General features: G+C 51.7%; 12 protein-coding genes. All 12 read left to right on the top strand.

Annotation, left to right across the window (positions count from 1 at the left end; translation table 11 throughout):
- Positions 1–10 precede the first annotated feature (10 nt).
- Positions 11–412: a hypothetical protein gene (locus RB298_RS08755; protein ID WP_192571159.1), complete on the top strand. Its 402-nt coding sequence runs from the start codon at positions 11–13 to the stop codon at positions 410–412.
- A gap of 42 nt (positions 413–454) precedes the next feature.
- Entirely contained in the window at positions 455–997 is a 543-nt protein-coding gene (locus RB298_RS08750) for a YfiT family bacillithiol transferase (protein WP_015736525.1), read from the top strand.
- Between the two features lie 90 nt (positions 998–1,087).
- Positions 1,088–1,555: an NUDIX domain-containing protein gene (locus RB298_RS08745; protein WP_096775906.1), complete on the top strand. Its 468-nt coding sequence runs from the start codon at positions 1,088–1,090 to the stop codon at positions 1,553–1,555.
- Positions 1,556–1,571: 16 nt separating this feature from the next.
- On the top strand, positions 1,572–2,270 hold the full coding sequence (locus RB298_RS08740) for an HAD family hydrolase (protein WP_486046830.1): 699 nt from the start codon (positions 1,572–1,574) through the stop codon (positions 2,268–2,270).
- Between the two features lie 26 nt (positions 2,271–2,296).
- Positions 2,297–3,178: an alpha/beta fold hydrolase gene (locus RB298_RS08735; protein WP_486046828.1), complete on the top strand. Its 882-nt coding sequence runs from the start codon at positions 2,297–2,299 to the stop codon at positions 3,176–3,178.
- Between the two features lie 15 nt (positions 3,179–3,193).
- On the top strand, positions 3,194–3,709 hold the full coding sequence (locus tag RB298_RS08730) for a hypothetical protein (protein WP_096775903.1): 516 nt from the start codon (positions 3,194–3,196) through the stop codon (positions 3,707–3,709).
- Between the two features lie 32 nt (positions 3,710–3,741).
- On the top strand, positions 3,742–4,428 hold the full coding sequence (locus tag RB298_RS08725) for a class I SAM-dependent methyltransferase (RefSeq protein WP_486046826.1): 687 nt from the start codon (positions 3,742–3,744) through the stop codon (positions 4,426–4,428).
- Between the two features lie 20 nt (positions 4,429–4,448).
- Positions 4,449–4,715 carry a hypothetical protein gene (locus RB298_RS08720; RefSeq protein ID WP_486046825.1) on the top strand — a complete coding sequence of 89 codons (267 nt, stop codon included), beginning with the start codon at positions 4,449–4,451 and terminating at the stop codon, positions 4,713–4,715.
- Between the two features lie 253 nt (positions 4,716–4,968).
- Positions 4,969–5,742 carry a VOC family protein gene (locus RB298_RS08715; protein ID WP_486046823.1) on the top strand — a complete coding sequence of 258 codons (774 nt, stop codon included), beginning with the start codon at positions 4,969–4,971 and terminating at the stop codon, positions 5,740–5,742.
- Positions 5,743–6,003: 261 nt separating this feature from the next.
- On the top strand, positions 6,004–8,064 hold the full coding sequence (locus RB298_RS08710) for an alpha-galactosidase (RefSeq protein WP_486046821.1): 2,061 nt from the start codon (positions 6,004–6,006) through the stop codon (positions 8,062–8,064).
- Between the two features lie 16 nt (positions 8,065–8,080).
- Positions 8,081–10,687, top strand: coding sequence for a carbohydrate-binding protein (locus RB298_RS08705; RefSeq protein ID WP_096775898.1), 2,607 nt, complete (start codon positions 8,081–8,083; stop codon positions 10,685–10,687).
- A gap of 141 nt (positions 10,688–10,828) precedes the next feature.
- Positions 10,829–13,086 (top strand): glycoside hydrolase family 95 protein (locus RB298_RS08700; protein WP_486046818.1); only part of this gene is annotated, 2,258 nt, incomplete at its 3' end.

The following is a 13,086-nucleotide window of genomic DNA, read 5'->3' as shown; positions in this document are numbered from 1 at the left end:
CGAAAGAGGGATGATCCAACCTAAAAAAATGGCTTTTGGCGGATTTGTTGTGATCGGTATGGTCATGCTGCTCTACCTGATGACAGAAACTCATAATGAAATTCAAAGGGCCTATACAGATTTATCTCCCCAGCAATTCTCGTTATTAAAGATGAGTTTATACGGATTCCTGTTCGGAGTTTTAATAGAGTGGAGAGCACTGGGTAGTTTAATTCAGGGGCAAGTTCGATTAAGGTGGCTGTTATTGCCCGCTGCTATACTTACAGTTATCATCTTTATTCCTGGTGTTTATTGGATCGAGTGGTTTGGACTTGGAAGGCTGTTTGTTATTGAGATGTTCGGGAAACCGGAAATACACATGCTGCTTTCCGTATTATCCGGTGTATTGTTTATTCGATCTATCTGCGACTAGAAACATATGAAGGGTACGATGATGTATTGAGGAGGTAAGGAAGTGGTGGTCAGCATCCGTTATCCCCTGGGCTCCTTTGAGCCATTGGTGGAGCCAACTTTGGAGGACAGACAGAAGTTTATGCAGCAGATCCCTTCAATCGTACCGACGCTTCGGCAAATCATCATGAAGTGTCCTCTTTCCCAGCTGCACATGCCATACCGTGAAGGTGGCTGGAGCATTCAGCAAATCGTGCACCACCTCGCCGATAACGACATGAACGCTTACTTGCGATTCAAACGGGCATTGACCGAGGATGAGCCGCTGGCAAGCTCGTACCGGGAGGATTTATGGGCTGAGCTGAGCGATTACACGGAAGTTCCCGTGGAGAACTCGCTCTCGCTTCTGGAAACACTCCATTTTCGTTTTCTTATCCTGCTTAAGGATCTACATCCCGAGGATTTCAAAAGAACCATGAGAACCCAAGTGCTCGGCAGCTTTACCCTGGACATCGCCTTGCAGCGATTCGTATGGCACAACCAGCATCATATCGCACAGATTAGATCCATAGCGAACCTCGAAACTGTGAAGTTACATAAGGAGTGAGCCCATTTGAGCTGGAGATCCAGGCAGAAGAAGGTAGATTCCAAGCCTTCCATGTCAGCATGAAGAACAAAACCAAAGGAGCGTAAAGCCATGGGAATGTCGGATTACTATAAAGATTTGAGAGACAAGATCGGAGATCAGCTGATATTCATGCCGTCCGTTGCAGGCATTATCCGAAATGATCAGGATGATATTTTGTTCGGAAGAAAGCATCAGGAAGAATTATGGGGCCTTGTAGCAGGTGCCATCGAGCTGGGTGAGTCGCCGGCGGAGGCGATGATTCGCGAGGCGAAGGAAGAGACGGGGCTTGATATCAATCCTGAGCGAATCATTGGGGTGTATGGCGGAAAAGAACGCCGATATACATACAGCAATGGGCACCAAGTGGAGTACCTGACCATTGTGTTCGAGTGCAGCGTTGTGAGCGGTGAGCTGGACCCGGAGAATGACGAGTTTGCGGAGCTGGCGTTCTATCCGGAGGATCAGCGGCCACAGACGGCTTTGAAATATCCGGAACCTATCTTCATCAAGGGAAATGGAGAGAGAGCCCATTTTTAATAGAAAGCAGGCGCCTATGACAGTAAAAGCGATCATCTTCGATCTGGATGAGACATTAACGGACAGAAGGGCAGCGATTAACACGTTCATCAAGCGATTGATTGCCAGGTACTTTCCCGACTCCGATGAAGCTGCCCAAATGATGATAGCCAAGCGATTCAAGGAAGCGGATCATAACGGCTATCGGGATAAGCGCGAAGTATATGAGATGCTGGTCGAGCAGCTTCCGTGGGTGAATCCCCCGAAGGCGGAGGAATACCTGTCATTTTTCAGACGGGAAATCGCCAGTTGTATCCAGCCGATGGATCAGCTGGTTTCCGTCCTGCGCGAGTTGAAGACTTGGGGACTTAAGCTTGGCATTATCACCAATGGAACCGTTCAAGTCCAAGAGGGCAAGATCCATCAGCTGGGGATTCGCGAATACTTCGATTCTATCGTGATCTCCGAAGAGGCTGGCGTCAAAAAGCCGGAGCCGGCAATCTTTACGAGGGCTCTGAACCAACTTCACGTGACGCCATCAGAAACATGGTACGTCGGAGACCAACCGCATAACGATATAATCGGGGCCGCACAATGCGGTATCAAAGCCATCTGGTATACAAGAGACGGGAGATGGGACGACTCTTTGGACGTGAAGCCATACAGGACCATACATAAGCTGGAACAATTGATCCCTATATATGCCGAACACCATGAAGGCAAGTGCATAAGATAAATTTTATGTCATTGGAGGTGCAGGCATTGAAGCGATTCAAAAGCAATCATGGACAAAAGCTCGTCTATGCATCCTACGACCGCCTGCTGTCAGCGTGGACGGTACCGTATGAGCAGCATAATATTTCTACTTCCTACGGTATGACCCACGTTATAACAGTAGGTTCTTCGGATCTTCCTCCGCTGCTGCTACTGCATGGAACGGGCGATAACGTCGCCATGATGTGGATATATAACGTGGAGGAGCTATCCCGTAACTTTCATATCATCGCGGTGGATAATATCGGAGGGTCCGGGAAGAGCGAGCCGAACGACAAGTATGCACGCGAATTCAATCAGGCAACATGGTTGGACGAGGTCCTTGAGGCAATGAACGTGGACGCTGTTTATATCGCGGGCGTATCCTATGGAGCTTATCTGGCTTACCATTACGCCATCGTTAGACCGGATCGGGTGAGCAAGATCGTATGTTTGGCCGGGAGCATTGCCGGAAGCCAGTTTGAAGTGATGAGCAAAATGATGCGGGCTTTTCTGCCGGAAGCCTTATTCCCTTCGGAACGGAATGTGCGTTCATTGCTTCGTAAGCTGTGCGGTACCCATGCAGATGCATTTGAGAACAACCCGGAGCTTATGCAGCACTGGTTCTACTTGCTGAAGTACTTCAACAATCGCTCCATGATGAAGCATGCGATTACGATCCATTCGCCTGCCGACATTCAGGCTATTCGCAGCAAGTCCTTGTTCGTCATTGGCGAGCGGGATTTGCTTAGTCATTATCCGAAAGCGGTTGCCAGATTGGAGACGAACGGGATGCGCTACCGCATCGTTAACAGGGCGGGTCACGCCATTAACCATGAGATGCCGGAGCTCGTTCATGAAGAGATTATAGGCTTTTGCAAGGAAGCTTGAGCGAGGTGTGCCGATATGAAAATGAGACGTTTTGCCGCTTTAATCATCATTGCGCTTGCCTTGCTAGGCGTGGTTCTATTCGGCAATATGATGACGCCTCGACCTGGCAGCAGCTCCGGAAACGGCAATCCTGCCATCCTGCTGCTCATCCCTTTAAGCATTCTTTTTCTTATGTTGGTCTATCAATGGATTCGTATTTTTAAAGACCTGAAGATGCCTCTCAGCTGGTTAAGCCTCGTGATCTTAGCTCTGGCTGGCTATATCACAGCGGGTTATGCATATCAGCTTCATCGACTCGAAATCTATAGAGAAATCCTAGCCGAGGCTTTCCAATTGAGGTGGGGCCAAACGGACTGGGATCACATCGAATCGATAACGTCCGGCGGACTCCTTTCGATACATATGAACAATCAATTTTTCAATTGGAACACGTATTTCATGATGATTGCCTTCTCGCTGCTGCTGTGCTTCATGTACAAACTGATACAGCACATCATGAACAGAAGACAAGGAACATCCGCGGAGAATTAATTCCGTAAGCGGGCTGGATAGGGGGACAAATTGTGTCTATTGATGAAATTTACGACAAGCAGGCTCAAGCCTATGAGGCCATGGTTAGCAGACAGCCTGATTTATCTGAACTTATCCATAGGGTCAAACCGTACGAAGGACTGGATGTCCTTGATTTGGGGGCAGGATCAGGCCGATTATCCATGCTGCTTGCCGCCGACGCTAGATCATTGATCTGTACCGACATATCGCAACCCATGCTCGATATTTTGGACGAAAAATGCTCTGAAGCTTTAGATGCTCGCAATTGGATCACAATGGTTGCTGATCATCGAAATCTCCCGGTTGCTTCATCGAGTGTAGATCTGATTGTATCGGGCTGGAGCATTAGTTATCTGGTCGATTCCAGCCACGAGGAATGGCGTGAGAATCTTGAACTTGTGATGTCGGAGCTGCATCGAGTTTTGAGACCCGGGGGGACGATCTTGATACTGGAAACGATGGGAACCGGAACGGAGACGCCGAATCCTCCCGATTTCCTAACCGGTTATTACGCTCAATTGGAGCAGCAATACGGATTCAGCCATCAGTGGATTCGGACCGATTATGTTTTTGATACGGTAGAGGAGGCATTGCTAAACACAGGCTTCTTTTTCGGTGACGAGTTAACGGACAAGATCATAGCGAACCAATGGTCAACGGTGCCGGAGTGCGCGGGGGTCTGGTGGAAGCATGTTTAACTAGGAGGTGACGCGGCCACGTGGAGCTTCTAATCTATGTCGCGTTGTTCATCCTGAATATTCCGATCTATAAGTGGATCTTTAGACGGATATTCGATGACGTGGATGATCTGAAGCAGTCGGTGAAGTATTCGTTAACGCCGGATATTATCTCCTTGTTCCGCAGACGTTTTTGGAAGGATCAGTTCGGGGAGCTCAAGCTGTCCGTTTTCTATTTTTGTTGTTTACTGATCTTCGTCATAGAGTGCGTGGTCGTGGCGAAGGTGATTGACGTGATCACTCAATGATTCAGTAAAGGCTATGAATATGTGATCTACGGCGGCATCATACCAACCGTCTAATGATAGGATCTAGCGTGAGAGCTATAGTTTCTCCATCATAAAGCATAATCGTATGAACTTGTAATGACCGTTGTGGATCATTTTGAAATACATGCCTTACCATGGTATTCTACACATATGAATTAAATATCAATTAGCGCACCAGCGCACATTCCTTGGGAGGAGTGTGCGCTTTTTTGTGTTTGGAGGAGGATGTTCGATGAGACCTGTGCAAACGGCGGGCCAATTGGCCTGGGTGGACTTAAAGACGCCGAGTATCGACAAGACAAAAACATTTTACGGAGAGTTGTTCGACTGGACATTTAAGGAGGAAGTGCTGCCGGGAAGGGTCATGACCAAGATGTATTCGAGCGAGAAAGAATGGGGCAGCATGACTTCCCTTGACTCCCCGGTTATTCCGAAGGGAGCTAAACCCCATACCAGCTTGTATTTCCATGTTGAGCATGTGGATGCTTCAGTTGCCAAGGTTAAGGCTTTAGGTGGAAGTGTAATGGTAGAACCTTTTGATGTCATGAACTTGCGTTTATCCACCATTCAGGATCCCATGGGCGCCGTGATCACTTTGCAATCAACTAAGGATGCCAATCCCTTAATTTCGGGCATGGCAGCCGAAGGGCTGCCCGGCTGGCTGGAGCTTACATCAACCAATCTGGAAGTTTCGGAAGAGTTCTATTCGAAGTTATTCGATTGGAAGTTTGAGTACCGAAATCAGGATTCAGCCATTCTATTTCACGAAAAGGGTCCATATGAGAGTGGCGTGGCGATCGTTGCATCTGAACAAGGATCTGCTCTGTCTGAATGGAATGTTTATTATGCCGTTCAAGACTGTGATCGAGTGTCAGCCAAAGCCCAGTCACTTGGCGCGCATGCCATCATCGAACCTCAGGAAAAGCTCGGCGTCGGTCGGTTTGCCAGCTTTACGGGGCCTGACGGCATGGATTGTTTTATCATAGCTCGCGATCAAATGTTGTGACTAAATACAAAGGCTATCCCAAGAGCGATGTATGGCTCACGGTTAGCCTTTTTTAATGGTTCTTTTCATCGCAGGAAACTCCATATTGCATTTTAACAAATGGGTCGCTCCAGATGCGTTATATCCCGATATGGATCGGAAGATCGTTGTATAGTAAGCGCTTTACCCGCGCTTCTATAATGATAGCAAGCTGTAAAAGGGGCTTGATGCGATAGCGTCCTGAATGCAGCACAGATGCACGCAGAAGGAGGCAATCCACAGATGTTAGGAAGCAGCGATACGGCGGTGAACGCGGGGGTGAATGCCGAAACTCACATTCGCTTGGCGAATGGTCTGGTGGCCATCGAGGTGGATTTGGAAAAAGGCGGTTACGCCTACGCAGGCAGCAGGGGATTCGCTCTGCAAGAAGTACGAAGCGGTTTTCGATGGCAGGGTCGGGAATACCATACGGGACATTACGACCGCCACTATATGATGGGGCAGCCGGAGAAGATCCAAGATTCGTTCGGAACCGGAATCCATGCCGTGATTAAACATGAATCCGATCTGCTCCCAGGCCTGGAACAGCATTTTTATGTCTATGAGGGGGCTTCATCTTTCATCACGCGGGTCATCATAGTCGGCCAAGAGGAATTGAAGGTAAACCGCATCGCGGTGGTGAAAACCGATAGCGTATCGAGCGGGAGCGAGACGGTTCCGGGAGAAGCGCTGCATGTGCTGCGCGTGCCATATGACAATGACAAATGGGTTCGCTACCTCACGGAGACAGCCCCGCTGGAAACGGAAAGCTACGAAGTGACGGCCTTGTTCCAGCCGGATAGCCGCAATGGATTGATTCTGGGATCGATCAGTCATGACGTGTGGAAGACCGGCATTCGCGCCAAAGGGGAAACCGCAGGCAAGCTGGATGAACTGGAACTGTACGCTGGCGCGGCCGACACCATGACCCGAGATTCCCAGCCGCATGGCTACGTAAGAGGAACGCGCGTCGCATCTCCGCTGGTTATGGTAGGGGATTACGACGATTACCGGACAGGACTCGAAGCGTATGGGGAAGCGAATGCGAAGGTAGCGCCTGCACTGAGCTGGGACGGCGGCGTCCCGATCGGTTGGAACAGCTGGTCGGCCGCCATGAGCACGCTGGATTACGATCTCTATGTGGCGACGAGCGATTTTCTGAAGCGGGAGGTTCAGCCGCAGGGCTTTCACAACGAGGATACCCTGTACATGAATTTCGATGCGTTCTGGGATCGCCTGACGCCTGCCGAGATGGAGGATGCCTTGAAAAGGGTCCGCGAAAACGGGCACAAACCCGGTACATACTGGACGCCGTTTGCGTTCTGGGGAAGTCCGGCTGGGTTCGGCAGCCCCGTGGAGGGCACCGATGGGAAGTACACCTATGGCGATATCCTGCTTCGCGACCAGGATGGCGAGATTTTGCCGGATGTTGACGGCGGACTTGCGATTGATCCTACGCATCCCGGGAACCTGGCGCGAATCGATTGGTTCATGGATAAATTCGTCTCCGAGGGATTTGAGTATATCAAGCTGGATTTCATGGCTCACGGGGCTCTGGAAGGCAAGCATTACGACCCGGATATTACGACGGGGATCGCTGCATACAATTACGGATTGTCGTATCTGACGGATAAACTCTCCCCGGAGCGGATCGGCAGACCGTTCTTCATCAACCTGTCGATTGCCCCGCTGTTCCCTTATTCCTATGCGCACAGCCGCAGAATTTCCTGCGATGTGTTCGGAACGATCCAGGATACGGAATATTTGCTGAACTCGCTGACGCACGGGTGGTGGATGAACGATACGCTGTACCGTTTTAACGATCCGGACCATGCCGTGATCTATAAAAGCTTCAACCAGGATTCGACGACCCGCCATGAAGGGCGAAGCCGTCTGACCGCGTCCGTGATCTCGGGAACGGTGCTGCTGCTGGGCGATGACTTCCGGCATGAGGAAGCGGCATGGCGCGCCAAGAACTGGCTGGGAAATGAGGCGATCATCGAGATTGCGAGACTGGGCAGAACCTTTGTGCCCGTAGAGGGGAATCTCGGGAAACAGGCTGCGGATACGTTTGTGCTGACCCATCCGAGCGAAGCGGGAACGACGTATATTGCCGTGTTTAACTTTGACGGGGCCGAGTCCGTGCTGAAGACGGTTTCCTTGGGACGCTGCGGCCTCGAGGCGCACGCATCTTATACGGTTCTGGATGTGTGGGAAGGAACGGCAGGTCAATCGGAAGGCACGCTTGTGGTCGAGCTGGCGCCAGCCGAATCGAAAATCTTGAAATTAATTCGAAATCAATAAAAGGAGGAGAGGTTCAGTGCGTATTCATCCGTTCAAATTCTTCCAAAAGCCATTCATGCTCTTCTTATCGATTCTGTTAGCGGGGTCTGTGCTAGGCAGCTCCTTGGCTTCGGCAGAACAGCAGCCGAGTCAGGCGGCCGGAGGCATCTTTTCCTACGAGGCCGAGGCATCTCAGAACACGTTTACCGGCAATGCAGGAGCGGTCGATTGCAGCTTCTGTTCAGGCGGGCAAAAAGCCGGCAATCTATACGGCGGTTCCACGCTGACGTTCAACGGGATTCAGGTCGATAAGGCCGGTATCTACAATATGAACATGTTCTACATCTCAGGGGATTCCCGCGCGGCTTCGATCTCCGTGAACGGAGCGGAGAAGGAGAATTTCAGTTTTCCGAAAACAGCGGATTGGAACACGATCGGCACCTACCAGATTCAAATTTACTTGAATCAGGGCAGCAACACGATTCTGTTCGATGATGCAGGCGGATACTCGCCCGATTTTGACAAAATTGAGCTGACCTTTGATTCAGCCGGCGAAAACGGATCAGGCCCGGATGGCAGCATTGGCGATTTAGGCAAACAAAAGAAAGCCACGAGCTATGGCTCCATCACCTTAACCGAATATGCCAACGGCTTCAAGGTATCCAATCCGACGTATGAGCTGCTGTACAACACCTCGACCGGATTGTCGCAATACAATTGGAACGGCAAACCGGTTGCCAAGGGGTTATACAGCGAGATCCAGCTCGACCGGATGGTTGCAAGTACAGATTATAAACATCATAAATTCTATAAAAATCAAGTGGTCCCATTCCAGGATGCCACCGGCAAGGGCATCAAGGTGACGGTCGTGAATGAGGATGGGGGAATGCCATCGCTCAGCCAAATCTATTACGTCTATGAAGACGGGCCGTATCTGCTTACGGAAACGGTCGCTTCCCATCATTCCGCAATTTCTACGGGGAACATCGCACCTATCGCGATGGAAGCGAGAGGCGGCATCGACATCGGCAGCTATGACGATAACCGGGTCCTCGTCGTTCCTTTCGACAACGATGCTTGGTCCAGATACCAAGCGAAGTCGATGAATACCGGCCTCAACAACGGGCTGTATATCAGCTCGGAGCTGACGGCCATCTATGACAATACGAGCCGGAACGGTCTCGTCATCGGATCGGTGACGCATGACACGTGGAAGACCGGCATCTATTGGAGCGGCTCGAATGACAAATTGAACAATCTGCGCGTATATGGCGGATTTACGTCATCCACCTCCACGTGGGACACGATTCCGCATGGAAAGGTAACGGGCAAACAGATTGCTTCGCCGAAAATCATGGTCGGCTTTTTCGAGGATTACCGGACCGGACTGGAAGCGTTTGGCCAGGTGAATGCAGCGATCCAGCCTCCGTTAGCCTTTGGCGAGGACATTCCTGAAGGCGTTCCGGTCGGCTGGAACAGCTGGGGAGCGTATGCCAGCGATTTAAGCTTTGACAAGGCGGTTTCGGTCTCGAATTATGTTAAAGACCATATTCAGAACCATTCCTTCAACAATGAAGGCGATATCTACATCAATCTCGATTCCTATTGGGATAACATGACGGATCAGCAGCTGACGGATTTGGTTCAGCTCATTCACAGCAATGGACAGAAGGCCGGCATCTATTATTCGCCGTTCGTGTACTGGGGCAACAATATGGAGCAGGAAGTCGAAGGGACGAACGGCAAATATAAATACGGCGATATCGTGCTGCGCGATATGGACGGCAACGTGCTGCCGACGCTGGATGGCGCTTATGCCGTGGATCCGACGCATCCGGGCGTGAAGCAGCGGATCGATTATTACATGAATAAGTTCAAGAGCAAGGGCTTTGAATATATCAAAATCGATTTTCTGAGCCATGGGGCAATGGAAGGCAAGCATTATGATGCCAACGTTCAAACCGGCATCCAGGCCTATAACCAAGGGATGGCTTACGTGAATGAAGTGCTGGACGGCTCCATGTTCATCAGCGCTTCCATCGCGCCGCTGTTCCCTAGCCAATATGCGCACAGCCGCCGCATCTCCTGCGATATCGACGGCAGCATCGGCAGCACGGAATACCAGCTGAACAATCTCACATACGGCTGGTGGCAGAACGGAACGATCTACCATTATACCGATCCGGACTATATGCACTTAACCAAAGGCGGATCGATGGAAGGCGCGCAGTCGCGCGTCAATGCGGCCGCGATCTCCGGTACGGTCTTCCTGAATTCGGATGACGTCACGGATGCGACGGCACGGCAGTACATGGAAACGCTGCTGACCAACCCGGAAGTAAACGGGCTGGCGATGAAGGGCAAGGCGTTCCGGCCGGTAGAAGGCAACACGGGCACCCAGGCAGCAAACGTATTCGTGCTGGACGATCAGGGAACCCACTACGTAGCTGTGTTTAACTATACACAAAATGCGGCACAGCACACCGTGGATCTCGTTCGTGCCGGTATCGCTTCGGAAGGGGCGGCGTCCTATACGGTGACGGATGTTTGGAGCGGCCAATCTCAGACGGCGTCTGGCTCTTCGCTGGATGTGACGCTAAAAGCGGCCGAATCCAAGCTTTATAAAATCGTCCCTAATCCATAACAAGAAATCATCTATTCATCATGTACATCTGCAAGTTCATCGCGGTTCCCGGCTTCATCCGGGGATCGCGATTTCTTGCTTTTGCTGTAAGGGTAGTGCTTGTCGCGATATTGGAAAATCAAATGAAGAGGAGAAAACAACATGTCAGATATGAAGCTTTGGTATACGAAACCGGCTCAGGGCTGGTCGCAAGGGCTGCCGATCGGCAATGGCCGGATGGGGAATGTGGTGGTATCCACTCCAAACAGAGAAATATGGAATATCACCGAAACCACCTATTGGTCCGGCCAGCCGGAGCCGGCTCAAGGACGAAGCAACAGCAAAGCGGATTTGGAGCAGATGCGGAAACACTTCTTCCAGGGCGATTATCGCGAAGGCGATCGACTAGCCAAGAAGCACCTGGAGCCGGAAAAATTGAATTTTGGCACCAATCTGGGACTATGCCAAGTCGTTCTGGAGTTTGATCACAACATGAAGTCACCCGAAGGCGGGAGACAAGATGCAGCAGCTGAGCCGCTGTTCCATCGGGAACTGGATCTGGAGGAGGCGGTGGCACGTTCTTTTTACGAGATCGATGGAGCCGAGATGACGCGAGAGGTATTTGCTTCCCATGCCGATCAGGTGATCGTTTCCCGGATCCGTAGCAGCCATGGCTCGTTAGGCGTGTCATTCCGCATTTCGATTCGAGGCGAGAATGGTCCTTTTCATGCTGTCGTTACTAGTAAGGATACGATCGAATTCCAGGGACAGGCGCTGGAAAGCGTACATAGCAATGGGGAGTGCGGGGTGTCCTGCCAAGGCCAGCTGCGCGTCGTAACGGAAGGCGGGCAGGTGAGCTGCACGGATGACACCATAAACGTATCCGGAGCGGATGAGGCGGCGATTTATTTTGCGGTGAATACGGATTACCGTCAAGAAGGTGAGAGCTGGCGGGAGAAAAGCGCGTTGCAGCTAGAACAGGCTGTGCTGCTGGGATATGACGCGCTGAGAGCCAAGCATCTGGCGGATTACCAGCCGCTGTATGCCCGTGTACGATTGGAGCTGGGAAGCTCCGAGCATTCCAGTCTGCCTACGGACGAGCGGATCGGCAGGTTTAAGCAGGGCAACGGGGACGATCCGGCGTTGTTTGCGTTGTTTTATCAATACGGCCGGTACTTGACGATTAGCGGGTCACGACAAGACTCCATCCTGCCCATGCATTTGCAAGGCATATGGAATGACGGCGAAGCCAACAAAATGGCCTGGAGCTGCGATTATCACCTGGATGTGAACACCCAGATGAACTATTTTCCGACGGAGGCCGCGAATCTGAGCGAGAGCCATGAGCCGCTCATGCGGTATATCCAGCAGCTATCGGTGGAAGGACGCTCGGCGGCGCGCCATTATTATGATGCCGAAGGCTGGGTGGCCCATGTATTCTCCAATGCCTGGGGATTTGCGTCACCGGGGTGGGGGACTTCCTGGGGGCTGAACGTGACGGGCGGATTGTGGATCGCGACGCATATGATGGAGCATCACGCGTACAACCGCGATCAGGCTTTTCTGGAGGAGCTGGCTTATCCCGTCCTGAAGGAGGCCGCAGCCTTTTTCATGGATTACATGACCGTGCATCCAAAGTATGGCTGGCTGGTGACGGGTCCGTCGAATTCGCCGGAGAACAGCTTTTATACCAGCAATCCGGAGGATGGGCACCAGCAGCTGTCCATGGGCCCGACCATGGATCAGGTCCTGGTCCGGGATCTGCTGGCATTCTGCGTGAAGGCGGCACAGACGCTGGGCGTGGATGAGGAGCTTCAGCAGAAGTGGCAGACGGCGCTGGATCAATTGCCTCCGCTGATGATCGGCAAGAAGGGGCAGCTGCAGGAATGGCTGGAGGACTATGAGGAGGCGCAACCGGAGCACCGCCATCTGTCGCATCTATATGCCCTGTATCCCGGCAGCCAAATCACGCCGCATCATACGCCGGAACTAGCTGCGGCAGCCCGAGTGACATTGGAGAACCGGAACAGCCGAGCCGACCTGGAGGATATCGAATTTACCGCGGCGCTGTTCGGACTCTTCTATGCCCGATTGCATGACGGAGATCAAGCCGTCCAGCATATCGCCCACTTGATCGGGGAACTGTGCTTCGACAACATGCTCACCTACTCCAAACCCGGCGTAGCCGGAGCCAAAGCCAACATCTTTGTCATCGACGGCAACTTCGGCGGCACCGCCGCCATTGCGGAAATGCTGCTGCAGAGCCACGAAGACGAAATTCATCTTCTGCCTGCACTGCCGACGATATGGCCGAAAGGCAGCGTGAAAGGGCTGAAGGCGAAAGGGAATATTGAGGTGGATATGAGCTGGGAGAACGGGAAGTTGGTTGAGGCGAGGGTGAAGGGGAATGAGAGTGGGAG

This window comes from Priestia sp. BR_2 (assembly GCF_041954005.1).
Taxonomy (GTDB): domain Bacteria; phylum Bacillota; class Bacilli; order Paenibacillales; family Paenibacillaceae; genus Paenibacillus_AQ; species Paenibacillus_AQ lautus_A.
The sequence above is the reverse complement of the archived record's forward strand: the minus strand, read 5'-3'. Positions and strand labels throughout refer to the sequence as shown.